Genomic DNA, 24,113 nt, shown 5'->3' on the forward strand with positions numbered 1-24,113 from the left:
AACGATCAATTCAGGCATCCTGCAGGATCAGATCCGCACCCTTCTCCGCCACCATCAACACCGCCGCATGGGTATTGCCCGAGGTCACGTTGGGGAAAATCGACGCATCGACAATCCGCAGCCCTTGCATCCCGTGCACCTTCAGGCGCTTGTCCACCACCGACACCAGCGGGTCCGAGCCCATGGCGCATGAGCCACACAGGTGATAGATCGAGCCGCTGTTCTCGCGGAAGTACTGCAGCATCTGCTCATCGGTTTGCACCGCCGGCCCCGGCAATACCTCGGCCACAGTAACGCCCTTGAGCGCCGGCGCCTGCATGATCTTGCGCATCAGCCGGCTGCCCTGGATCACCTCGTCGATGTCCTTTTGGGTGCTCAGGTAGTTGGGGTCGATCAAGGCCGCGTCCCGTGGGTTTTTTGAGGCGATGCGGATCGTCCCGCGGCTGGTAGGCCGGCACGGGTTGAAGCACAGCAGGAAGCCTGAATACGGCTCGGGCTTGAGGCTGGCCTTGTTGTTTTTCGGGATCTGGTACGACAGCGGGTTGAAGTACAGCTGCAGATTGGGGTGCGCCTGCCCTTCGTTGCCGCGAAAGAACCCGCCGGCCTGGTTGACGCTCATGGCCAGCGCGCCCTTGCGGGTCAGCAGGTATTTGAGGCCGAGTTTGAGCTGGCCAAACAGCGAACTGAGCTGGTCGTTCAGGGTCGGGATATTGGCCTTGTAGTAATAACTGGCGCAGAGGTGGTCCTGCAGGTTCTGCCCCACTGCAGGCAGGTCCTTGACCAGCGGGATGTTGTGTTCGGCGAGCAATTGCTTGTCCGCCACACCCGACAGTTGCAGGATCTTCGGCGTATCCACCGCCCCGGCGCACAGGATCACCTCCTTGCGCGCGGTAAAGGTGCGAACCACGCCGTGCTGGGTCACGCTGATGCCGGTGGCGCGCTGCTGATCGTCGAACAGCACGCGGTCTACCAGCGCATGCAACTCCACGGTCAGGTTCGGCCTACCCAACGCCGGGTGCAGGTGCGCAAAGCTGCTGGAGCAGCGCTCACCGTTACGGGTGTTGACGTCGTAGAGGCCCGCACCTTCGAAGTTCGGCCCGTTGAAGTCATCGCTCAGGCCATAGCCCAATTGCTCGCAGCCCTTGAGAAATACATCGCAGATGGCATGGGTCTGGCCCTTCATCGGGGTGATGCTGATGGGGCCGCTGCTGCCGTGGTATTCGGTGTCGCCCAGGGGGTGATTTTCCAGCTTGCGGAAGTACGGCAGCACGTCCTTGAAGCCCCAGCCGTCGTTGCCATTGGCCGCCCAGTCATCGAAATCATGGGCCTGGCCGCGCACGTAGATCATGGCGTTGATCGAGCCGGAACCGCCCTGCACCTTGCCCCGCGGGGCATAGATGGCACGGTCGGCCAGTTGTTTTTGCGGCTGGCTGTAGTACATCCAGTTGAAGGTCGGGTTGTAGTACATCTTGGCGAAACCGACCGGGATCTTGAACCACCAGGAGCTGTCCTTGCCGCCGGCTTCCAGCAGCAATACCGAATGCTCGCCCGAGGCGGAGAGTCGGTTGGCCAGGACGCAACCTGCGGCGCCGGCGCCGGCGATGATGTAGTCGTATGTCATTCACGGTTACCGCATAAGTCGTTTTTTTTAGCCCTTGGCGGGCGAAGTGTCTTTCACGTCAGCAGGCGTGGGCGCCATTTGCAGGTGCAGCCGCTCGCCGGTGTACGGCGTGTGCTTGCGCACCACGTCCATGTTCAGCTCCACCCCAAGGCCCGGCTCGGTGGACGGGATGATGTAGCCGTCCTCCCATTGCAGCGGCTTGGTCAGCACTTCGGCATGGAAACCGCCCCAGGTCATGATGCTTTCCTGGATCAGGAAATTCGGCGTGCACGTGGCCAACTGGAAACTCGCCGCTGCGCCGATCGGTCCGTTGTACAGGTGCGGGGCGATCTGCGCGTAGTAGGCCTCGGCCATGCTCGCGACTTTCTTGGCTTCCAGCAGGCCGCCGCAGCGGGCCACGTTCATTTGCAGGATCGATGCACCACCGGCCTGCAAGAGCTTGAAGAACTCGTACTTGGTGGTCAGGCGCTCGCCGGTGGCGATGGGAATGCTGGTCTTGGCCGCGACCTGGGCCATGGCCTCTTCCTGGCCTGGTGGCACCGGTTCTTCGAACCACAGCGGGTCGTATTTCTCCAGGCGCTTGGCCAGGCGAATCGCCGACGACGGCACCATCTGCCCGTGGGTGCCGAACAGCAGGTCGCACTTGTCGCCCACCGCCTCGCGAATCTTGCGGCAGAAGGTTTCGCAGCGTTCCAGCACTTCCAGGGAGATCTGGTGGCCGGAGTACGCGGTGTACGGGCCTGCCGGGTCGAACTTCACGGCGGTGAAGCCCTTGTTCATGTTCTCGATCGCGCATTCGGCGGCCAGGTCCGGGTCGTCGTAGTCGTACTCGCCCTTGCTGTTGACCGGGTACAGGTAGGTGTAGGAACGCAGGCGTTCGTTGACCTTGCCCCCCAGCAACTCATAGACCGGTTTGTTGGCGGCCTTGCCGATGATGTCCCAGCAGGCCATTTCCAGGCCGCTGACCACGCCCATCATGGTCAGGTCGGGGCGCTGGGTGAAACCGCTGGAGTACGCCTGGCGGAAGAAGCGCTCGATATGGTGCGGGTCGTGGTTGAGCAGGTAGCGCTCGAACACGTCCTCGATGATCGGCAGCATGGCCTTGGGGCCGAAGGTGGCGGCGTAGATCTCGCCCACGCCTTCGATGCCGCAGTCGGTTTTCAGTTTGACGAACAGCCAATACATGCCGCCTATGTGCGGTGGCGGTACGGCGACAATATGGGTTTCAAGGGCGACGATTTTCATCTCAGGCACCTGTCTGGTTGAATTTTTTACGATTGATCCGGGCGCGCAAGGTCAGGGCCGCGAGGGTCCCGAGCACGCCGATGAAGGCGATGTAGCCGAAGTACAGGTTGTAGCCGACCTGCCCCGGGTAGGTGTCGGTGAGGTAGCCATTGATCAGCGGGATAAAGGTGTCCGGCAGGTAACCCACCACCGAGACGATGCCGATGGCCAGGCCGGTGATGCGCAGCGGGATGTCGCAGCTGTCGAGGATCGCCCAGTACAGGCCGCGAATCGCGTAGGTCATCAGGCCGATAAAGATCACCGTGCCGATCAGCAAGCCGAGGCTGCCAATGGCCGGGAACACGATCAGGCCGACCATCGCCAGGGTCACCAGCAGCAGCGCGACGATCAGCACCGAGATGTTCGAAAACTTGTCCCCCAGCCAGCCGCCGCCGATCCCGCCGATGGGCCGCATCCACAGCTTGATGGTGGTGATGGTGCCGGCCATCACGGCGGTCATGCCGCTGCCTTGCAGGTAATCGGAGAAGCTGTAGGTGGCCCAGAACATGTGGTAACCGCAGAACACGATGGCGGTCACCAGCCACAGCTCGGGGATTTTCACCAGGGTGGTGAGGTCGGCGATCAGGTTGAACTTGCCCTTCTCCACCGCCGCAGTTTCGGCCATGGACTTGGGGTCCTTGAGCAGCACCAGCACACAACCAATGGCGATACACACGAACGAATACAGGTACACCACGTGCTTGAAGCCTTCGGCCGCAGTTTGGCTGCGGGTCTCGGTGGCGTAGGCGAAGAGCCCCAGGGCCACGGTCGCCAGCAAGGCTTCCACCAGGCCACGGCCGCCGTCGAGGATGCCGAAGAAACGGCCCTGCTCACTGTGATGGGCGATCATCTTCACCCGCTTGAGCACCGAAGCCCAGAAGGTCAGGCCGGTGGTCAGGCCCCAGCAGCCGAAGATGATCATCAGCCCGGTCATCGACGGCACGGTGGAGTACCAGAGACCCAGGGCCCCGGTGGCCACCAGCGAAAAGAAGATCAGGAAGCGTGGCGGCAGGCGATCGGCCAACCAGCCGCTCGGCAGGTAGCTGAGCAGGAAGATCGTACCGAGCATCGAGTACAGATAACCCAGCTGGCTGTGGTTGATCTGGAACACCTCGAGCATGGTGGTCTGGTAGACCTGGCGCAGGTAGAGGATCGGGTAGATCGCCCCGGCAGCCAATACCAGCAACATCAATTGGAAGTAGCGACTGGCTTTGTCGCTTTTAGCCGCGGACACGGCATCGAAACCCTGGGCAACGGGTGCAGGCTTGGACATCTTGTAGACCTCGGGCACCCACTGTGCAGGTGCCCCGATAATTGTTTTTATTGAGGTGAAGCCGGTGGTCGGTGAATCAGTACTTCATGACCACCAAACGGGTCTGGGTGAATTCAAGCATCCCGTGCTTGCCGTCATCGCCGCCCAGCCCTGAGCGTTTCCAACCGGCGTGGAAACCCTGGTAAGGGTCGGCCGGGGTGCGATTGACGTACAACTCGCCGGCCTCGATGGCGTTGGCGACTTTCATGGCCGTGCGGTAGTTCTCGGTATAGAGCACCGACGACAGGCCGAACTGGTGATCGTTGGCCATGGCCAGCGCTTCGTCGATATCGCGGTACTTGAGCACCGGCAGCACCGGGCCGAAGATTTCTTCCTGGATGATTTCCATGTCCTGGCGGCAGGCGCTGAGCAGCGTCGGCGGGTAGAAATGGCCCGGACCTTCGGGAAGTACGCCGCCTGTTTCCAGTACAGCACCGTCGGCGATGGCGCGCTCGACCATGGCGTGAATATTCTGCCGGGAGCTGGCGTTGACCAGTGGGCCCATCAGGCCCGCATCCGTGGCACGGTCACCGAATTTGACGGCGCCGATCTTGGCCTTGAGCAGGGCCAGGAATCGGTCATACACGCTTTCCTGCACATACACCCGCTCGACCGCCGTGCACAGTTGGCCGCAGTGGGTGGTCTTGGAAGCGATGATGTCGCTGGCGGCTTTTTCCAGGTCGGCGTCGGCCTCGATGATCGCCGGGGTCTTGCCGCCCAGCTCCAGGGACGGCTTGGCGATGTTGGCCTTGCAGTAGTCGAGCACGATGCGCCCGGCGTTGACGCTGCCGGTCAGGGTGATCAGGCCCACGGCCTTGTGGGTGCACAGGGCGGCGGCGGTGGCGTGGTCCATGGTCAGGATGTTGATCACGCCGGCCGGCATGCCCGACTGCTCGACGGCACGGGCGATTTCAAAGGCGGACAACGGCGTGTTGTTGCTCGGGCGCACCACCACGGTGTTGCCGGCAATCAGCGCCGGGGCGATTTTGCGCAGCAGGGTATAGACCGGGTAGTTGAACGGAATCAGGCAAGCCACGACGCCAATCGGCTCGCGTTGCAGGAACAGGTTTTCGTCCGGGGTGTCGCTGGGGATGATTTCGCCTTCGATGCGGCGTGCCCATTCGGCGTGGTAGCGGGTGATCTGGGCGGCGTAGCGCGCTTCGTTGCTGGCGTCGTCGAGGCTTTTGCCGGATTCGCTGGCCAGCGCCCGGCCTATGCTTTCAGCGCAGGTTTCGAGGGCGGCGGCGAAAGCCCGCAGGTGTTCGGCGCGCTGGATGCTGGTGAGCTTGCCCCAGGTTTTCTGTGCGCTGGCGGCGGCATCGACGGCCGCAATGGCTTCATCAGGGGTGGCGGCGGACACCCGGCCTACCTGGGCCTCGGTCGCGGGGTTGTAGACCGCGATTTGGGCGGTGCTGGCAGGTTCGGCGAAGTGGCCGTTGTAAAAGTTGCGCTCGATTTGCATATGGTTTTTTGCCCAATCGTTGTTGTTTTGCGAGTGACTTGCAGTTTTGTCATTGGGCGGGGGTTGGACAAACGATTTATTGACGGGGGTAACGTGCGAAAAATGCAGGTTAGTGGCTGGTCCGTATTAATGACCCGGGTCTGAGTCTGTATTGTTCTACCCATACTTCCTACAGTGCCGCCCACTTGGAACCGTGGGAGGACTAAGCATGCAACCACCATCAACCGCACAGGCCTACAACTACAAGGTCGTGCGTCAATTCGTCATTGCAACTATCGTCTGGGGCGTGGTCGGCATGGCCATGGGCGTGTGGATCGCCTCGCAACTGGTGTGGCCCGAGATGAACCTCGACCTGCCGTGGACCACCTTCGGCCGCCTGCGCCCGCTGCACACCAGCCTGGTGATTTTCGGCTTTGCCGGCAGCGCGCAATTCGCCGCCAGCTACTACGCAGTACAGCGCACCTGCCAGGTACGGCTGTACTCGGACAAGCTCGCTGCCTTTACCTTTTGGGGCTGGCAGTCGGTGATCGTGATCATGCTGGTCAGCCTGCCACTGGGTTACACCACCACCAAGGAATACGCCGAGATCGAGTTCAGCGGCGCGGTGTGGATGACCGTGGTGTGGGTGGCCTATGCGATCGTGTTTTTCACCACTGTGGTGCAGCGCAAGACCCGGCACATCTACGTCGGCAACTGGTTCTTCGGTGCATTTATCGTGGTGATCGCCATGCTGCACGTGGTCAATCACCTGTCGATCCCGGTGGATTGGTTCAAGTCCTACCCGGTGTATTCCGGGGCCACCGACGCGATGGTGCAGTGGTGGTACGGGCACAACGCCGTGGGGTTCTTCCTGACCACCGGTTTCCTGGGGATGATGTACTACTTCGTGCCGAAGCAGGTCGGGCGGCCGGTGTATTCCTATCGCCTGTCCATCGTGCACTTCTGGGCGCTGATCACCCTGTACATCTGGGCCGGTCCGCACCACCTGCACTACACCGCGCTGCCGGACTGGGCGCAGTCGCTGGGGATGGCGATGTCGCTGATCCTGCTGGCGCCGAGCTGGGGCGGGATGATCAACGGCATGATGACGCTTTCCGGGGCTTGGCATAAATTGCGCACCGACCCGATCCTGCGCTTCCTGGTGCTGTCGCTGGCGTTCTACGGGATGTCGACCTTTGAAGGGCCGATGATGGCGATCAAGACCGTCAACGCCCTCTCCCATTACACCGACTGGACCATCGGCCACGTCCACGCCGGCGCCCTGGGCTGGGTGGCGATGATCACATTTGGCTCGCTGTACCACATGATCCCGAAAGTCTTCGGGCGCGCGCAGATGCACAGCGTGGGGCTGATCAATATGCACTTCTGGCTGGCGACCATTGGCACGGTGCTGTACATCGCGTCAATGTGAGTCAACGGCATCACCCAGGGCCTGATGTGGCGGGCGGTGAACGATGACGGCACCCTCACCTACTCGTTTGTGGAAGCGTTACAGGCCAGCCATCCGGGATTTGTAGTGCGATTCGTCGGCGGGGTATTCTTCCTCAGCGGCATGTTGCTGATGGCGTACAACACCTGGCGCACCGTGCGTGTGGCGGATTTGAAGGTGGCGCAGCTTGACGCGCAGATCGCCTGATGTGGGAGATAGCGCTGAACCTGGCGGCGGTGATCAGTCTGTATGGCGCGGTGGAGTATTGCCTGCGGGGCCAGTCGAAGGAGAGCCTGGATGAGGCCAGCCTGATGCCGTTCGCCGATGACCCGGAAGTGGCACGGCGGGTGGAGCTGGCCACGGGCAAGCGAGTCAACGCGGTGGCGCCTGAGGAAACAAAGCAGGACTGGGGCAATATAGAGATCTAATTGTGGGAGCGGGCTTGCTCGCGAATGCGGTGGTTCAGTCAACATATACAGCGACTGACACACCGCTTTCGCGAGCAAGCCCGCTCCCACACAAGCACCACATTGAGCGACTAGCCGCGTTCGCGGGGAATCAGGCTCTGCAACTGCAACGCCAGGAAGTTGGCATCGAAGCCGAACGTATCCGGGTCTTTCAAACCGTTGGTTTTCTTCCACAGCCAGTCGTTTTTCCCCGGGAGCAATACCAGGGAAATGCTGCCGTAGCGGGCGGCGGTCAAGCCCATCACCGACAGCGAAATCAAACCGCCGGCGCCCATCACATCCGGCACGAACTCCACCGGTTTGCCGGCGATATGGATGGTCAGTTTCTCGGTCTTGAAGGTGGAGGTCTCCACCGGCACGCTGGGGCCGGAAGCCACGTACGTCTCGCGCTGCACTTCCAGCAAACCGACCGTCTTCACAGGCGCAAGCCACTGCTCGATCTGGCCGAACAACTCGCCGATCTTCTGCGCCCAATGGGCCGACTGCACTTCGAACTGCTGTTTCTTGTGGGCTTCGCTGTCGGCGTAATGACGCAGCATCTCGCCCAGTTGTTGTACATCGTCCATTGCCGTGTTCCTTGGGTGACCCATGTTGCGAGCCTTGATCATGGCAGATGCCGCACACCGGCGTATGACTAAAGCGCAGCGCGCGGGTAATGTGGTGCCCTCGCCCGTCCAATTCAGGAGCATCGCATGCGCACCATCGGCCTTATCGGCGGCATGAGCTGGGAGTCCAGCGCCGAGTATTACCGCATCATCAACCAGAACGTGCGCGACCAGCTCGGGCCGCTGCGCTCGGCACAACTGTTGATGTACAGCGTCGACTTCGGCCCGGTGGAGCAGGCCCAGCACGCCGGGCGCTGGGACGATGCGGCGCTGATCCTCGAAGACGCCGCCCGCCGCCTGCAAGCCGGGGGCGCCGAGTGCATGGTGCTGTGTACCAACACCATGCACCTGGTAGCGCCGCAGATTGAAGCGGCGGTGTCGATACCGTTTCTGCATATTGCAGACGCTGCCGGCGCGGCGGCCGTGGAAGCTGGCACCCTGACCGTTGGCCTGCTGGGTACCGCATTTACCATGGAGCAGGATTTTCTCAAGTCACGCCTGGCGGCGCAGGGGCTGACCGTGCTGGTGCCGGACGCAGACGAGCGCCAGGCCGTGCACCGGATCATCTATGAGGAATTGTGTGTCGGGGTGATCAGCGACGCATCGCGCGAGGTGTACCAGCGAGTGATCGAGTCTTTGGCCGCCCGTGGCGCCCAGGCCATCATCCTCGGCTGTACGGAAATCAGCCTGTTGATCAAGCCGCAGCACAGCGACCTGCCCTTGCTGGACACCACCGAGCTGCATGCGCAGGCTGCGGTGGCGTTTGCGTTGCAGGACGACTAGGCCGGCTTGCGGATGCGCGCCATGGTCAGCGTGTCGACGAATGCGCCGTCACGCACGGCGTAATCGCGCAGCAGGCCTTCGGTCTCGAAGCCGAACTTGTGGTACAGGCGGTGGGCGGCTTCGTTGTCGGCGTACACCGTGAGTTCCACCCGGTGCAGGTTCATCCAGTTATCCGCCACCTCCAGCGCCGCGCCCAGCAGCCGGGAGCCCACGCCCTTGCCCTGCCAGGCGGTGGCGACGCCCATGCCGAATGAGCCGACGTGGCTTTGGCGCACGCGCAAATACTGTTCCAAACCCAGCTGGCCGATCACTTCACCGGCATGCAGCGCCACCAGCTGTAGCCGCCGCTCGTTGTCCTGCACCAGGCGTTTGCGCCAGGCCTCGACCGACTGGAAAGGCATTTGCAGCACCTGACGGCATACAGCCGGGTCGTTGTAGAGCGCAGCGACGCCTTCAAGATGGGCCTCGGTGAAGCGCGTGATAACGATCTTGGGTTCAGGTGTGTGCATGGTGTTTCGTCCTTTGAAAAACACGTGGCCGACCAGTGTAGGCGGCAAGGCCCCAGAATGGCGAGCCCTGCACTGCACTCATCGGGAACGCGCAGCCACCAATTTCCAAACCCGGGCAATGTCCGAGGCGCGCTCGCGCAACAGGCGCGGTGCCTCGCTGCAGGCCTGTTCCAGGGTAGTCGGGCCGGACGGCAAGGCGAACGCGGCATCCACGCCGTGGGCGTACATTTGCTCGTAGCCATCCCCCAATGTGCCGGCGATCACGATCACCGGCACGTTGTGCTGCCTGGCGATTCGCGCCACGCCAAACGGGGTCTTGCCGCGCAGGGTCTGGGCGTCGAACCTGCCTTCGCCGGTGATCACCAGGTCGGCGCCACGCACGGCTTGCTCAAGCCCAACAAGCTCTGCGACCACTTCAACACCCGCGCGAAACTGCGCGCCAAGGAAAGCCTTGGCGGCGAAACCCAAGCCGCCGGCGGCGCCGCTGCCGGGTTCGTCACGTACGTCTTTGGGCAAGACCCTGGCGCAGTGATCGGCAAAATGGCCGAGGGCCGCATCCAGTTGTTCGACTTGCTGGGGATTGGCGCCCTTTTGCGGGCCGAAAATCGCCGAGGCCCCGTGAGGACCGCATAGAGGGTTGTTCACGTCGGCGGCGATTTCGAAGCGCACTTCGTTCAGGCGGGGATCCAGTTGTTCAAGGCTGATGCGCGACAGCTTGCCCAGCGCCAGGCCCCCAAGGGGCAGCACTGCTCCCTCGGCATCAAACAACTGCACACCTAGGGCAAGCATCGCCCCGGCGCCGCCGTCGTTGGTGGCGCTGCCGCCAATGGCCAGGATGATGCGTTGGGCGCCGGCATTCAGGGCGGCGCGGATCAGCTCGCCAGTGCCGAAGGTGCTGCTGGAACACGCATCTCGCTGACCCGGTGGCACGAGTTGCAAGCCGCTGGCTTCGGCCATTTCGATGATTGCGGTGTGGCTCTCGGCCAACCAGCCCCAATGCGCGTCGATACTGCCGCCCAATGGCCCTTGCACACGGGTGGCGCGCAGCTCGCCCTGGCAGGCGGCGAGTACCGATTCCACTGTGCCCTCACCACCGTCCGCCATCGGGCACTTGATCAGCTCGGCGTCGGGCCACACGCTGGCCAACCCCTCGGCAATGGCATTCGCCACGCCTTCAGCACTCAGGCTGTCCTTGAACGAGTCGGGGGCGATGATGATTTTCATGGGCTTTCTCCGGTTTTTATAACGCCCATGCTGCCAGTTGGCACCGGCAATAACGCCGGTCCATTGCACAAGAGTGGCTGGGGTTTGTTGTTCATTTGGACAAAGCTTGCGGCAATAGCTGCACGCCGAGGTACAACGCGAGCATGCCGTCGAGGGTCAGCGGGTCGACGCCGCTCAGCTCGGCGATGCGTTCCATGCGGTAGCGCAGGCTGTTGCGGTGGATCCCCAGGGCATCGGCGCAGGCTTGGCTTTGGCCGTCGTGGTCGCACCAGCTGCGCAGGGTCGCCAGCAACTGGCCGTTGCTGTCCTTGGCCAGTACCTTGCGCAGCGGGTTGAGCAATTCATCGAGGGCGTCGTCGTTGCGGTGGCGCCAGAGCATGACCGGCAGGCGGTAGCGATTGAGGGTCAGCAACCGCGATTCGGGCAGCACATCACGGCCATAGGCGAGCAGGTCGCCGACTCGCCGGTAACAACGGCGCAGGCCGGCCAGCCCGTCCGCTTGCCCGCCGACGGCGACCCGCAGGATGTTCCAGCCCAGGCCGTCGAGCTTTTCCAGCAGGCGCGGGTTATCGACTTGCACCGACGCCGGCCGGCACCACAGCAGGGAAAACTGCGCGGAGCTGACGCACCAGCTGTCGGGGTAGCGCGAGGTCAGCCAGGCGCTCAAGGCCTCGGCCGACTGGCCGCTGCCCAGCTCGAACAGGTACGGCGTGCGCGCCAGCTGCGGCTTGAGGCCCAGTTGCTGGGCTTCATCCACCAGGCGCGGCGAATCGCCGGTCTCGGCCAGCAGCAGTGCCAGCAGATCATCGCAGCGCTGGCGCCGCCATTGCTGCTCGGCTTGCTGGTGACGCTGGCTGACCAGCATTTCGGCGGTCATGCGCACCAGTTCGGCATAGGTGCGCAGCAATTCCGGCTCACCGGTAATGCCCAGCACACCGATCAGGCGCTGGTCGTGCAGCAGCGGCAGGTTGATCCCGGGTTGCACGCCCTTGAGGTGCTTGGCGGTCTGGCCGTCGATTTCCACCACCCGCCCGTTGGCCAGCACCAACTGCGCGCCTTCGTGGCGGGTGTTGATCCGCTCGGGTTCGCCGCTGCCCAGGATCAGGCCCTGGCTGTCCATGACGTTGACGTTATAAGGCAGGATCGCCATGGTGCGATTGACGATATCCTGCGCCAGGTCATGATCCAGCTCGAACATGGGGCTAAATTCCTGAAAAAAACCGGTTGTTCATAGGCACAGCGCAAACCATGCTTCACTGTGCGCGAGCACAAAGACAGCACCCCTTGAGGTGGCCGAGACTCGTTGGGCGATCAACGTTACCCTCGCATCGCGAAAAATCATAATAAAGAGAGACTGCCATGTCACAGAGCGCCGCTGTTACCCAGGCCACCGATGACGATAAAAACGCCGTATACAAGCGCATCACCCTGCGCCTGATCCCCTTCATTTTCATCTGCTACCTGTTCAACTACCTCGACCGCGTCAACGTCGGCTTTGCCAAGTTGCAGATGCTCGACGACCTGAAATTCAGCGAGACCGTGTACGGCCTCGGTGCCGGGATCTTCTTTATCGGCTACGTGCTGTGCGGCGTGCCGAGCAACCTGGCGTTGACCAAATTCGGTCCACGGCGCTGGATTGCGCTGATGATGATCGTCTGGGGCGCCCTGTCCACCTGCCTGTTGTTCGTTACCACACCGACGCACTTCTACGGCTTGCGCCTGCTGACCGGCGCCGCTGAAGCCGGGTTCTTCCCGGGCGTGGTGCTGTACCTCTCGCAGTGGTTCCCGACCTTCCGCCGTGGGCGGATCATGGCGCTGTTCATGTCGGCGATTCCGGTATCCGGCCTGCTCGGCAGCCCGTTCTCCGGCTGGATCCTCAACCACTTCGCCGCCGGCCAGGGCGGGCTTGCGGGCTGGCAGTGGATGTTCCTGCTGCAAGGCGTGCCGACGGTGATCCTCGGCGCCCTCGCCTACTTCCTGCTCAGCGACAGCTTTGCCAACGCCAAGTGGCTCACGCCCCATGAGCGCGCGGTGCTGGAAGCCGACCAGGCGACCGACCTGGCCAACAAACCGAAGACCACCAGCGACTCGCTGCTGGAAGTGTTCAAGAACCCGGCGATCTGGGCGTTCGGCCTGATCTACTTCTGCATCCAGAGCGGTGTGTACGCCATCAACTTCTGGCTGCCATCGATCATCAAGAACATGGGCTTCAGCGATAATCTGGTGATTGGCTGGCTGAGTGCGATCCCGTACCTGCTGGCGGCGGTGTTCATGCTGCTGGTGGGCCGCTCTGCCGACTTGCGCAAGGAGCGTCGCTGGCACCTGGTGGTGCCGATGCTGATGGGCGCGATCGGGCTGGTGATTGCGGTGAACTTTGCAACCACGCCGGCCATTGCGATCCTCGGCCTGACCATCGCCACCATGGGTGCCCTCACCGGCCTGCCGATGTTCTGGCCGGTGCCAACCGCGATGCTCAGCGCAGGTGCGGCAGCGGGCGGTCTGGCGTTGATCAACTCCATGGGCCAGATGGCGGGGTTCCTCAGCCCGTATATCGTCGGGTTTGTGAAAGATGCCACCGGGTCTACGGACCTGGCGCTGTACCTGCTGGCGGCGGTGATCGTCGCGGGCAGTGTGTTGGCGTTGCGCATGACGCGCACACTCAAGGCTTGAATCAGTGCTGACCGGTGCCGCGATATCGAGGGCGGCGCCGGTCATCTATCTGCTCATATAAAGGCGTGTTTTTATAGGCAAACAACTGCCTGACAGCCGTATTAACCTCTACGCCCATTCCAGGTAACAAATAGGCTACAACCTTTACCCAGCCTTTACTTTCGTACCCCATCATCCCGTCCGAAACCGCTGTCTGAAGCCTATGCCCGGGGATATTATCAAGACCGGTTCGGTGCATACGTAGAGGACTTATCATGATCAGTCGACTCTCAAAAATGAAAGTAGCCATGTTGCTCATTGCCACCCTCGCCATCGCAGGGCAAGCAGAAGCCCGTGGAGGATATGGCTATGGCTGGGGTCACGGTTATGGGTACGGGCATGGCGGTGGTTGGGGCTGGGGTGGCCCGGCTTTGCTGGGTGCGGTTGTCGGCGGTCTCGTAGTGGGTTCGGTGGTCGCCAACTCCCAGCCTCCGGTCTATGTGCAGCAGCAACCGGTTTACGTGCAACCGCAGCCGGTGTACATCCAACAGCCGCCGCCGGTCTATTACCAGGCGCCGCCTCCAGGCTATTACTACCCGCCACAACCGGTTCCGGTGCCACGTTATTAAGCACGGCCCTATTACTGATAATGCAGGTCCCGCCTGAAAGCGGGACCTTTTTTATTCAGCTGCCTTTAGAGTAATCCGCCGCCGTCGACATCAATCACGCTACCGGTGATAAACCCGTTCTCCATCGCCAACACGTACCCGGCAGCCACTTCTTCGGCCTGCCCCACGCGCCCCACCGGCAACGCCCCGCCCGCCTTGGCAAACATTGCCAGTCGCTGCTCATCGGACAATCCGGCATACGCCTCGGTGTCGATCACGCCCGGGCTGACCACATTGACCCGCCGTGGCGCCAGTTCCTTGGCCAGTTGCTTGCCCAGCGCTTCGGTCGCCGCATTGATGCCGGTCTTGATGAATTGCCCCGCAACCGTTTTGCGCCCCAACTGCCCCGACGTCAGGGTGATGCTGCCGCGCTCGGCGAGAAATGGCAGCGCCGACTGGATCGCCCGCAGCGAACCCCAGAGCTTCACGTTGAAGTTGTCTTGCGCCAGGTTCAGGTCGGTCTCGATCAGGGCCTTGGCCTGCACCGCAGGCCCTGCGGTGTAGACCAGATGGTCAAACGGCCCCACGGTTTCGAACAAGCGCTGTAATGAGGCTGCGTCGGTCACGTCCACCTGCTCGCTGCGCACCCCGTTCTCCACGGTTGAAGACAAGCGCCGCCCGGCCAGCACCACATGGGCACCGCGTGCCACGGCCTGCCTGGCCACCTCGGCACCGATGCCGCTGCTGCCGCCAATGACGATGATGGTTTTGCCGTTGAGGGGAGATGTCATGGGGAAATACCTGGCTGAGAAAATGAGCTTTCATCTTCCCAGCTTGGCAATCGTTGAAAAATCCCGGTAAAACGACAAGATCTTTAAAGGATTTTTACAAATGAGCTCAATCCTCGACCTTGAAGTGTTCGTACGCACTGCTGACACCGGCAGCCTGTCGGCAGCCGCCCGCAGCCTCAGCCTGACCCCGGCCGCAGCGAGCATTGCCCTCAAGCGCCTGGAAACCCGCCTGGGCATCCGGCTGCTGGCGCGTTCCACCCGCAGCATGCGCCTGACCGAAGAAGGCCGGCGCTACCTCGACAGTGTGCGCGTGGCCCTGGAGGCGCTGTCGGAAGGCGAACAGGCGGTCAAGCAGCAAGGCCAGAGCCTCAGCGGATTACTGCAATTGGCCGCGCCCTCGGATTTCGGGCGCAATGTGCTGCTGGGCTGGCTGGATGAGTTCAAGCTCGAACACCCGAACGTGCGCCTTCAGTTGCTGCTCAACGACAGCAATGCCGATCTGTTCCGCGAAACCGTCGACATCGCCCTGCGTTTCGGCGTACCACGGGACTCCAGCCTGGTCGCGTTGCCGGTGGTGCCCGACCACACGCGGGTGGCGTGCGCCAGCCCCGACTACCTCGCGCGCCACGGTACGCCACGCCTCCCCCAGGACCTGGCACAACACAGCACGCTGCGCTATATGCGCCAGGGTCGGGCGAACAACACCTGGTACTTTCGCCAGGGCGAGGTGCTGCAGGAAGTCGAGGTCGGCGGCGACTACCTGAGTGATGACGGCGAGATCGTGCGGCGCTGGGCATTGGCCGGGCACGGCATCGCCTATAAAGCGCGGCTGGATGTAGCGCGCGATATCAAGGCCGGGCGCCTGGTGCCGTTGCTCACCGATTGGCAAGGCGAACCGACCCCGTTCAATCTGATGTGTCCCCATCGGTTGCAGGTGTCGGAGCGGGTCAAGGTGCTGCACCGCTTCCTGCAACTGCGCTGCGCCGAACTATTACCGCAATAACCATCGCGGGGCTTGTTCCAGAGCCTTGCTCTCTGGTATTGGATAGGGCCTGTCTCCCCCTTTTGAGGTGTTCACGATGATTTACCGCACACTGGGCCAGTCCGGGTTGAAGGTCAGCGCACTGACCCTGGGCAGCATGATGTTTGGCGAGCAGACCAACACCGAGGACTCGCTGCGCATCATCGACAAGGCCTGGGATCAAGGCATCAACTTTATCGACACCGCCGACGTCTACACCGGCGGGCGCTCCGAGGAAATCGTCGGCGAAGCCATCGCCCGCCAGCGCCAGGATTGGGTGCTGGCTTCGAAAGTCGGCATCGGCCCGGCGGATGGCCTGCCGAACCGCAGCGGCCTGAGTCGCAAGCGGATTTTCAATGCGCTGGAAGCCAGCCTGACGCGCCTCGACACCGATTACCTGGACATCTATTACCTGCACCGCGAAGACCACAACACGCCACTGGAAGTCACGATTTCAGCGATTGGCGACTTGATCCGCGAGGGCAAGATCCGCCACTGGGGCCTGTCCAACTACCGCGGCTGGCGGATCGCTGAAGTGATCCGCGTGGCCGAGCGCCTCGGGGTGGACAAACCGATCATCAGCCAGCCGCTGTACAACATCGTCAACCGCCAGGCCGAGGTGGAGCAGATCACCGCCGCCGCCGCGTATGGCCTGGGCGTGGTGCCTTACAGCCCGCTGGCCCGTGGCGTGCTCAGCGGCAAATATGCGCCGGACGTAACGCCTGAAGCCGGCAGCCGTGCCGGGCGCCAGGACAAGCGCATCCTGGAAACCGAATGGCGCGTTGAATCCCTGCGCATCGCCCAGCAGATCCAGCAATACACCCAGGGCCGTGGCGTGGGGATGGTCGAGTTCGCGATTGCCTGGGTCCTGAACAACTCGGCGGTCAGTTCGGCGATTGTCGGGCCGCGCACCGAGGCGCAGTGGGATGCCTACACCGGCGCGCTGGAGGTGAAGATCACGGCGGAGGACGAAGCATTCATCGACTCGCTGGTCACGCCAGGGCATGCGTCGACGCCAGGGTTCAATGATGTGAGCCACTTTGTGTCGGGGCGAGTTGCCCGGCCATAAGTCCCTTTTATGGGGGGACCTGAGAAATCCTCCCGTAAACCGCTCCAAAACAGAGCAAACATCTCACCTCAAAAGCACTATATTCCCTCCCTGAAATCCCCCTTCTTTTGTATCAATCGGCTTTCGTGAGGACAGTGTGTCTAAAGGTGTTGTGTTATCGGTCTTGGCCTCGGTGTTGTTTGCCGTGATGTATTACTTCACGTCGCTGCTTACGCCCTTGAGCGGCCTGGAGATCTTCGGCTGGCGCATGTTGTTGACGGTGCCCTGCATGACCGTGTTCATGATTGTCAGCGGCGAGTGGCGACGGGTGTGGGAACTGGTTCGCCTGGTTGCGGCCAAACCCGCGCTGATCGGCGGGGTCGTGGTGTCTTCGGCCCTGCTGGGGGTGCAGTTGTGGCTGTTCATGTGGGCGCCGCTCAACGGTCGCAGCCTGGATGTATCGCTGGGCTATTTCCTGCTGCCATTGACGATGGTACTGACCGGTCGGCTGGTGTATGGCGAACAATTGTCACGCCTGCAAAAGATTGCGGTGTTCTTCGCCGGTGCTGGTGTGCTGAACGAGTTGTATCAGGTGGGCGGATTCTCCTGGGCAACCCTGGTAGTGATCATCGGCTACCCGGTTTACTTCGTACTGCGCAAACGCCTGAAGACCGACCACCTCGGCGGGCTGTGGCTCGATATGGCGCTGATGTTGCCGGTGGCACTGTGGTTCGTGCAAAGCGGCGAACAGGGTTTTGCCGTGCTCGACGCCCACAAGGGCTTGTACGCCTTGATCCCGATGTTGGGCTTGATCAGTGCGTCGGCGCTGGTGTGCTATGTCGTCGCCAGCCGCTTGTTGGCCTTCAGCCTGTTCGGGCTGCTCAGCTATGTAGAACCGGTGCTGCTGCTCGGCGTGGCCTTGTTGTTGGGCGAAAGCATCAAGGCGGGGGAATGGCTGACGTATCTTCCGATCTGGCTCGCGGTGATGGTGCTGGTGTTTGAAGGCTTCAAGCATTTGGTGCGTCAGCAGAAGGCCTGACAGCACTTTCTTTTGCTGCCATTTCGAGCATTACAGCCGTCTGCGACAACCCCCCTCGAATGGCCCCGTAATACGGAATCCTGCCTTGGACTTCGTCGCCTATTTGCGTCAGTGCGGCGTCCATTTGCGCCTTTTCAACGCCAAACAGCTTACCGAGCCGGTTGCCCTGGTTGAGTTCAAGCAAGGTGCCGGTGACGGGGTTCTTGACGATTTCTTCGATGGACTCCGCCACATCCTCAGGCACGCCCAGTGCGATCAAGGCCGTCCCAATGCCGGAGCCCGGATTCTTCAGTTGGCGGATGAACTCGTCGAACAGCCCCCATAAATCGTTGGCACCCACATTATCCAGGCCGACACTGACGACCGTTTTCAAGTATTGCTCTCGCGAGACAGGCGACAGCGGCTGGTCATTGTTCAGGCCGTCTTCCACAAAGTAGAAGTTGCCCTTGTCACCTCCTCCATGGAAGTTGCCGTAGGCATCGTACTGATAGAGCACGGTTTCTCCGTCCGGACGTGTGCCTGCGAAAGTCACCCGGCCTTCACGGGTCTCAACTTTCAGGTAGGTCCCCGTCAGCCCGTTGACCGGTACCGGCGGGACGCTTGTGTGCTTGTCCAGGCGATTGAAGATATCGCCCTTTTCGTAGCCAAAAGGCCCGACCACGGCATTGATATCGCCTGCTGCGAAGCGCGCCATCGTGTCTTTTACCCGCTTTGTCTGATCGGCAGGCGCATTGCGGGAAAAATGCCCGGCAAATACATCCAACTTGTCAGGGTCGGTGGCGATCTCTTTGAGCCAAGTGTTCATTTCTTCAAGGTTATTGAATTCGAAGAACGAGTTGCCCTCCTCGTCAGGAATGTACAACAGGACATTCGTTCCGGTTTCAGAGGCGGGTACGCGTTTGACCACCAGAATGTCGCTCGACTGGATCCCGTCCACCGCGAACGTGAAGACCTGCGCGCCGACGGTCGATGAGGTACCCGGGGCCAATACGGCATTGGCCAGTTCGACGCCTGCGGCGGTCAGCTCGCCCTGCGCACTGCTCCATTCCACGTTCGAGGAAAACGTCACGCGGGCGACAGTGGCAGGACTTGATGGGGAGGAAGCAGTTGGGGCCAAGGAACTGATGGCGGGTTCGTCGTTGACGGCTGCTGCCTGATTCAAACCTGGAGGTGGACTACCGGTGTGCGCAATGACTGTCATACGTGAACCTCAACTGGGCATATTACACTGAGTAATGCTTGCGGCGAATTCCGTTCCTGGCCGCTGGCAACCGCCTGTGTCCCGATGTTTCTGCCGGGCAGCAAAAAGCCCGACCGGGTGCAATCCCGGTCGGGCTTTTTGTGTATCGCCCAGGCGATCAGTCAGCGGTCAACACACCACGACGCACTTGGTCGCGCTCGATGGATTCGAACAGCGCCTTGAAGTTGCCTTCACCAAAGCCGTCGTCACCCTTACGCTGGATGAACTCGAAGAACACCGGGCCCATCAGGGTTTCCGAGAAGATCTGCAGCAGCAGGCGCTTGTCCCCCGCCACTGACGAGCCGTCCAGCAGGATGCCCCGTGCCTGCAGTTGATCCACCGGCTCGCCGTGGTTCGGCAGGCGGCCTTCGAGCATCTCATAATAGGTGTCTGGCGGCGCGGTCATGAAGCGCATGCCGATCTTCTTCAACGCATCCCAGGTCTTGACCAGGTCATCGGTGAGGAAGGCAACGTGCTGGATGCCCTCGCCGTTGAACTGCATCAGGAACTCTTCGATCTGCCCGGCACCCTTGGACGATTCTTCGTTCAGCGGGATGCGGATCATGCCGTCCGGGGCGCTCATGGCCTTGGAGGTCAGGCCGGTGTATTCGCCCTTGATGTCGAAATAGCGCGCCTCACGGAAATTGAACAGCTTCTCGTAGAAGTTCGCCCAGTAGGCCATGCGGCCGCGGTACACGTTGTGGGTCAAGTGGTCGATGACCTTGAGGCCCGCGCCCACCGGGTTGCGCTCGACACCTTCGAGGTACACGAAGTCGATGTCATAGATCGAACTGCCTTCACCAAAGCGGTCGATCAGGTACAGCGGCGCGCCGCCAATGCCCTTGATCGCCGGCAGGTTCAGCTCCATCGGGCCGGTTTCGATATGGATAGGCTGGGCGCCCAGTTCCAGGGCCCGGTTGTAGGCCTGTTGCGAGTCCTTGACGCGAAACGCCATGCCGCACACCGACGGGCCGTGCTCGGCCGCAAAGTAGGAGGCGATGCTGTTGGGTTCGTTGTTGAGGATCAGGTTGATCTCGCCCTGCCGGTACAGGTGTACGTTCTTGGAGCGGTGGGTCGCGACCTTGGTGAAGCCCATGATCTCGAAGATCGGCTCCAGGGTGCCCGGGGTTGGCGATGCGAATTCGATGAACTCGAAGCCCATCAGGCCCATTGGGTTTTCGTACAGGTCTGCCATTTTCGGTGCCTCATCATCATTCTTGTAATTAACAAATGTTTATTTGCGAGCAAGGATGAGGTCAGCGGGTGGCGCACAGGAGATACCCCGCACGCTGCGGGCGAGGAAGTCACCAAAGATGAGGGGGGACCCGAGTAGCTTCATGGTTACATCAGTCTCTGACGGGCGAGGCTTGCGTTAGCGCAAGTCCTTATTCTTGTATGCGTAAATCGATTCTACACAGCGTAAACGGATTTGTCCGTACTCTTATCAAATCCCCATTGCCCTGGCCCGCGCAAGGGGTTTGTTGCACAGATAGATGCCCAGCAGGATGACCGCCCCACCCAGCAGCATCGGCACGGTCAGTTGCTCGCCAAGCAGCAATGCGCCGCAGATCACTGCCGTCAGCGGATTGAGGGCGATAAATACACCCGCACGGGTGGCGCCGATGCGGCGCAGGCCATCGTAGTAGCCGATGTAGGCCAGTGCCGAACCCAGCACGCCCAGGTACAGCAAACTCATCAGTTGGGGCAGATCAATCCGGCCCAATGCGGCCACCGTTAGTCGACCCGTCACCAGCGTGGTGATCGTCAGCATCAGCGTGCCCAGCAGGATCGACCAGGTCACGGTTTGCAATGGCCCCAGGCGCTGGTTGAGACCCCGGGAAAACAGCGAGTACACGCCCCACCCCACCACGCAGCCGAAAATCAGCAAGTCGCCGACCCACGCATCTGCCGTGCCCTGCAGCAACTGCGGGTTGCGACTGACGATCACCAGCCCTGCGCCACCCAGGCACAGCGCGATCCCCACCAGCTTGAAGCAGCCCAGGCGTTCCTTGAACAGCAGCCACGAGGCCAGGCCAATCACTGCCGGGTTCAGCGCCACGATCAACGAGGCCCGGGACGCATTGATGTAATGCAGGCCGTAGAAAAAACACAGGTTATAGAAAAATATCCCGAAAAAGCCCAGCACCACCAATTGCACCCATTGCGCGGTGGTCGGACGCGCCAGGCGAATACGCGCGACGCCCAGGAAGGCCAGCAGTGCCAGGCTGGCCAGTACAAAGCGCACGGTCGCCGCTAACAGTGGGTCCAGGCCTGCCGCCAGATAGCGCCCGGCAACGAAGGTGCCGCCCCAGATCATGGTCACGGCCGCCAGCTTCAGATACGTCAGACGGTCAGGGCTCGGGTTCATCAGATTTCTACTCACAAGACACGGGATTGGCTTATTGTTTGGCTAATCCCCGATCATCGTAAAATGAGTAAATACTCATGACCCTTACCCAACTGGAAATCTTTTCCCTGGTGGCCGAACTGCAAGGTTTCACCAGCGCCGCCAATCGCCTGGGCATCAGCCAATCGGCGGTGTCCCATGCGATCAAATCCCTGGAGCAGGAACTGGGTGTGGAGTTGATCCGACGTCATCAGTCCCAGGTCGAACTCAGCGATATCGGCCAACAACTGCTGTTGCGCGCCCGGGCCATGCTCGGGTTGGCCAACACGCTGCAACAGGAAGCCGCCGATGCCCGCGGGATGAAGCGCGGCACGCTGCGCATCGGTTCGTTCGGGCCGACCTCATCGATTCGCCTGTTGCCCGCGATCCTGCAGCATTTTCGCGAGCAGCATCCGGGCATCGAGGTGCATGTCGACGAAGGCCCCGATCGCCAGGTGACGCAGTGGCTGGAAGAGCGGCGCGTCGACGTTGGGTTTGTGGTGCTGCCTGAAGAGCGCTTCGATACGTTCCCGTTGATTGAGGACCAACTGGTCGCGCTGCTGCCCTTGGGGCATCACTTGGGCGCGCAGCCAAGTGTCAACCTGAGAGCGCTGTGTGGTGAACCTTTTATCCTGACCCAGGCCGGTTCGGCCGAACTGGTCTCAAGGCTGTTCGTAGGTGCAGGGTTGCAGCCGGATGTGCGTTATCGCTGCTCACAGCTGCTCAGCACCCTGGACACCGTGCGCCGGGGCGACGGCGTGACCATTGTCGCCGAGTTGTCGCTGCCTGAATCCACGCAGGCGGATTACCTGATCAAACCGCTCAAGCCTGCCGTCAAACGCCAGGTGGGGCTGGCGGTGCTGGATCGACGGCAGTCCTCGCCGGCAACCCTGGCATTTATTCAACTGGCCACACGGTTGAAGCTTTATTGAACATGCACAGACGCCTGCCGCCATCTATCATGGCCAATACCGATACGCTTTGTTGGAAGGCCACCGAGGTTGTCCCGACCGCATTTGAGCGTCCTATTGCCCTCTCCCGCTACAGGCTGCGCAAATGCCACTGACCGTCAAAGGCCCCCGAAAGGCCTCCACTCGCCACCTGATCACCCTGCTCAGTGGCGTGCTGCCCATTTTGCTGGGTGTGCTTATCCTGTATTGGCAAGCCGGGCGCACCCTCGAGCACAGCACCGCGCAAACCGCCCAGGAGGCCGTGCGCCAGTTTGACCTGATGCTCGACAACACCGCCCTCGCCGCCCAGGACCTGCTGCCACTGGCCGGCCATGAATGTGATAACCCGACTCAACTGAAGCTGCGGGAACAGGTCACCCGCCGGCCGTTCGTGCGCGCCACCACCTTGTCCTGGCAGCGCAACATCTATTGCAGCTCGTTGTTTGGTGGCAACTACCAGTCACCGGTCAACCCTGAGGACTACGTCGGCGGCCGTCTCTGGCTGATGAAAGGCAACCCGGTGACACCCGACACCGCATTGCTGGTGTATCGCCTCACCGAGGGAGACCGGGGGGCCTTTGCCTCCATTGATGGCTACCACCTGACAAACGCCTTGCGCCTGATCAGCCGTTATGCAGACCTGGTGTTGCAGGTCGGCGACAACTGGCTGGCCGCAGATGGCAAGGTGCACGACGCGGTACTGCCGACGTTTGCCGTGGCCCAGCAGCATCTCGATTCCAAGCGGTATGCCTATAGCGTGCAAGCCGGGATGCCGGAGGGCGAGACCTGGCGCTACATGCAGGCACGGTATCCCGCGCTGTTCGTTCTGGTGGTGTTTTTCGGCGTGCTGGCAGGCATCTTCGCCCACTGGCTGCAAAAGCGCTCATCGGCACCGACCCTGGAACTGCAACGGGCCCTGGGCGCCAATGAATTTGTGCCCTATTACCAGCCAGTGGTGCGTGGCGACAACATCCGGCAGTGGGCCGGCTGTGAAGTGCTGATGCGCTGGAATCATCCCAGGGAAGGTCTGGTGCGCCCGGACCTGTTCATTCCCCTGGCCGAACATTCGGGCCTGATCGTACCGATGACCCGCGCCCTGATGCGCCAGACCGCCGCACAGTTGGCGCCCCACACCGCGCAGTTTGCCGACAATTTTCACGTGGGCATCAACATTACCGCTCGCCATTGTCACGACCTGGGACTGGTGGAGGACTGCCGGGAGTTCCTCGCTGCCTTCCCGCCGGGCAAGGTGATCCTGGTCCTGGAGTTGACCGAGCGCGAGTTGATCGAACCCACGGATATCACCCGCCAGCTGTTCCAGGCGCTGCATGAAATGGGGGTAATGATCGCGATCGACGACTTTGGCACCGGCCACTCCAGCCTGGGTTATTTGCGCAACTTCAATGTCGATTACTTGAAGATAGATCAAAGCTTCGTGGCAATGATCGGTGTTGATGCACTCTCGCGGCATATACTCGACAGCATCATTGAACTGTCTGCCAAGCTGGACCTGGGCATCGTTGCCGAAGGCGTCGAAACACAAGAACAATGCGACTATCTGGCGGCCCAAGGCGTTGATTTCTTGCAAGGCTACCTGTTTGGCAAGCCTGTACCTTGCGACGAGTTCATTAGATTCCTGAACAGCCATTGAATAGCCAGCCACTTCAACGGAAATATTGTTATTT

At 61.5% G+C, this 24,113-nt stretch carries 21 protein-coding genes and 1 pseudogene; 10 read left to right on the forward strand and 12 right to left on the reverse strand.

What is annotated here, in order from left to right; all coding sequences use genetic code 11:
• Positions 1 to 10: 10 nt before the first annotated feature.
• The 4 genes from HX811_RS02395 to aldA all read right to left on the reverse strand — a co-directional run bounded on the left by HX811_RS02395 (position 11) and on the right by aldA (position 5,679).
• Positions 11 to 1,621 (reverse strand): GMC family oxidoreductase, encoded by a 1,611-nt coding sequence (locus HX811_RS02395; RefSeq protein ID WP_177044577.1) that lies wholly within the window; start codon positions 1,619 to 1,621, stop codon positions 11 to 13.
• 27 nt (positions 1,622 to 1,648) lie between these two features.
• Complete coding sequence (locus tag HX811_RS02400) at positions 1,649 to 2,866, reverse strand: mandelate racemase/muconate lactonizing enzyme family protein (protein WP_177044579.1); 1,218 nt, start codon at positions 2,864 to 2,866, stop codon at positions 1,649 to 1,651.
• 1 nt (position 2,867) lies between these two features.
• Complete coding sequence (locus tag HX811_RS02405; RefSeq protein WP_177044582.1) at positions 2,868 to 4,178, reverse strand: nitrate/nitrite transporter; 1,311 nt, start codon at positions 4,176 to 4,178, stop codon at positions 2,868 to 2,870.
• Positions 4,179 to 4,254: 76 nt separating this feature from the next.
• Positions 4,255 to 5,679, reverse strand: a complete 1,425-nt coding sequence (gene aldA / locus HX811_RS02410; RefSeq protein WP_003212551.1) for an aldehyde dehydrogenase — start codon at positions 5,677 to 5,679, stop codon at positions 4,255 to 4,257.
• A gap of 208 nt (positions 5,680 to 5,887) precedes the next feature.
• On the opposite strand from aldA, the pseudogene ccoN reads away from it, so the two are divergent.
• Together ccoN and HX811_RS02420 are read left to right on the forward strand one after the other, a co-directional pair.
• A pseudogene (ccoN, locus tag HX811_RS02415) lies at positions 5,888 to 7,315 on the forward strand (cytochrome-c oxidase, cbb3-type subunit I).
• Positions 7,315 to 7,536 carry a cbb3-type cytochrome c oxidase subunit 3 gene (locus HX811_RS02420; protein WP_177020105.1) on the forward strand — a complete coding sequence of 74 codons (222 nt, stop codon included), beginning with the start codon at positions 7,315 to 7,317 and terminating at the stop codon, positions 7,534 to 7,536. The pseudogene ccoN and the gene HX811_RS02420 overlap by 1 nt, the downstream one beginning before the upstream one ends.
• A 110-nt stretch (positions 7,537 to 7,646) precedes the next feature.
• Here HX811_RS02420 and HX811_RS02425 read toward each other — a convergent pair whose 3' ends face one another.
• The gene (locus HX811_RS02425; protein WP_177044584.1) at positions 7,647 to 8,141 is read right to left on the reverse strand and encodes a hypothetical protein; all 495 of its coding nucleotides are present in this window, start codon (positions 8,139 to 8,141) and stop codon (positions 7,647 to 7,649) included.
• Between the two features lie 126 nt (positions 8,142 to 8,267).
• Here HX811_RS02425 and HX811_RS02430 point away from each other — a divergent pair, with 126 nt between their 5' ends.
• The gene (locus HX811_RS02430; RefSeq protein ID WP_177044586.1) at positions 8,268 to 8,963 is read left to right on the forward strand and encodes an aspartate/glutamate racemase family protein; all 696 of its coding nucleotides are present in this window, start codon (positions 8,268 to 8,270) and stop codon (positions 8,961 to 8,963) included.
• On the opposite strand, the gene HX811_RS02435 is transcribed toward HX811_RS02430, so the two are convergent.
• The 3 genes from HX811_RS02435 to HX811_RS02445 form a co-directional block, all read right to left on the reverse strand.
• Complete coding sequence (locus HX811_RS02435) at positions 8,960 to 9,472, reverse strand: GNAT family N-acetyltransferase (RefSeq protein ID WP_003212556.1); 513 nt, start codon at positions 9,470 to 9,472, stop codon at positions 8,960 to 8,962. The two genes, HX811_RS02430 and HX811_RS02435, sit on opposite strands and share 4 nt — an antisense overlap.
• A gap of 78 nt (positions 9,473 to 9,550) precedes the next feature.
• Complete coding sequence (locus HX811_RS02440) at positions 9,551 to 10,696, reverse strand: glycerate kinase (protein WP_177044587.1); 1,146 nt, start codon at positions 10,694 to 10,696, stop codon at positions 9,551 to 9,553.
• A gap of 91 nt (positions 10,697 to 10,787) precedes the next feature.
• Positions 10,788 to 11,894 (reverse strand): sugar diacid recognition domain-containing protein, encoded by a 1,107-nt coding sequence (locus HX811_RS02445; protein WP_003212558.1) that lies wholly within the window; start codon positions 11,892 to 11,894, stop codon positions 10,788 to 10,790.
• Between the two features lie 161 nt (positions 11,895 to 12,055).
• Between HX811_RS02445 and HX811_RS02450 the strand changes: the two genes are divergently transcribed.
• Together HX811_RS02450 and HX811_RS02455 are read left to right on the forward strand one after the other, a co-directional pair.
• The gene (locus HX811_RS02450; RefSeq protein WP_003212559.1) at positions 12,056 to 13,366 is read left to right on the forward strand and encodes an MFS transporter; all 1,311 of its coding nucleotides are present in this window, start codon (positions 12,056 to 12,058) and stop codon (positions 13,364 to 13,366) included.
• 254 nt (positions 13,367 to 13,620) lie between these two features.
• The gene (locus tag HX811_RS02455) at positions 13,621 to 13,974 is read left to right on the forward strand and encodes a hypothetical protein (RefSeq protein WP_023658819.1); all 354 of its coding nucleotides are present in this window, start codon (positions 13,621 to 13,623) and stop codon (positions 13,972 to 13,974) included.
• Positions 13,975 to 14,039: 65 nt separating this feature from the next.
• On the opposite strand, the gene HX811_RS02460 is transcribed toward HX811_RS02455, so the two are convergent.
• Positions 14,040 to 14,744, reverse strand: coding sequence for an SDR family oxidoreductase (locus HX811_RS02460; protein ID WP_177044589.1), 705 nt, complete (start codon positions 14,742 to 14,744; stop codon positions 14,040 to 14,042).
• Positions 14,745 to 14,844: 100 nt separating this feature from the next.
• Here HX811_RS02460 and HX811_RS02465 point away from each other — a divergent pair, with 100 nt between their 5' ends.
• The 3 genes from HX811_RS02465 to rarD all read left to right on the forward strand — a co-directional run bounded on the left by HX811_RS02465 (position 14,845) and on the right by rarD (position 17,852).
• Positions 14,845 to 15,747, forward strand: coding sequence for a LysR family transcriptional regulator (locus HX811_RS02465; RefSeq protein WP_008432540.1), 903 nt, complete (start codon positions 14,845 to 14,847; stop codon positions 15,745 to 15,747).
• 76 nt (positions 15,748 to 15,823) lie between these two features.
• Positions 15,824 to 16,834 carry an aldo/keto reductase gene (locus HX811_RS02470; RefSeq protein ID WP_177044591.1) on the forward strand — a complete coding sequence of 337 codons (1,011 nt, stop codon included), beginning with the start codon at positions 15,824 to 15,826 and terminating at the stop codon, positions 16,832 to 16,834.
• Positions 16,835 to 16,970: 136 nt separating this feature from the next.
• Positions 16,971 to 17,852: an EamA family transporter RarD gene (gene rarD, locus HX811_RS02475; protein ID WP_023658818.1), complete on the forward strand. Its 882-nt coding sequence runs from the start codon at positions 16,971 to 16,973 to the stop codon at positions 17,850 to 17,852.
• On the opposite strand, the gene HX811_RS02480 is transcribed toward rarD, so the two are convergent.
• The 3 genes from HX811_RS02480 to HX811_RS02490 all read right to left on the reverse strand — a co-directional run bounded on the left by HX811_RS02480 (position 17,821) and on the right by HX811_RS02490 (position 21,460).
• On the reverse strand, positions 17,821 to 19,053 hold the full coding sequence (locus tag HX811_RS02480) for a dermonecrotic toxin domain-containing protein (RefSeq protein WP_256344362.1): 1,233 nt from the start codon (positions 19,051 to 19,053) through the stop codon (positions 17,821 to 17,823). The two genes, rarD and HX811_RS02480, sit on opposite strands and share 32 nt — an antisense overlap.
• 157 nt (positions 19,054 to 19,210) lie before the next feature.
• Positions 19,211 to 20,287: a 4-hydroxyphenylpyruvate dioxygenase gene (gene hppD / locus HX811_RS02485; protein ID WP_003212566.1), complete on the reverse strand. Its 1,077-nt coding sequence runs from the start codon at positions 20,285 to 20,287 to the stop codon at positions 19,211 to 19,213.
• Between the two features lie 249 nt (positions 20,288 to 20,536).
• Positions 20,537 to 21,460 (reverse strand): DMT family transporter, encoded by a 924-nt coding sequence (locus HX811_RS02490; protein ID WP_177044593.1) that lies wholly within the window; start codon positions 21,458 to 21,460, stop codon positions 20,537 to 20,539.
• A gap of 77 nt (positions 21,461 to 21,537) precedes the next feature.
• Here HX811_RS02490 and HX811_RS02495 point away from each other — a divergent pair, with 77 nt between their 5' ends.
• Together HX811_RS02495 and HX811_RS02500 are read left to right on the forward strand one after the other, a co-directional pair.
• Complete coding sequence (locus HX811_RS02495; protein ID WP_177044594.1) at positions 21,538 to 22,410, forward strand: LysR family transcriptional regulator; 873 nt, start codon at positions 21,538 to 21,540, stop codon at positions 22,408 to 22,410.
• A gap of 124 nt (positions 22,411 to 22,534) precedes the next feature.
• On the forward strand, positions 22,535 to 24,079 hold the full coding sequence (locus HX811_RS02500) for an EAL domain-containing protein (RefSeq protein ID WP_177044595.1): 1,545 nt from the start codon (positions 22,535 to 22,537) through the stop codon (positions 24,077 to 24,079).
• Positions 24,080 to 24,113: the final 34 nt, after the last annotated feature.

Source organism: Pseudomonas sp. F8002, from assembly GCF_013385495.1.
Lineage (GTDB): Bacteria > Pseudomonadota > Gammaproteobacteria > Pseudomonadales > Pseudomonadaceae > Aquipseudomonas.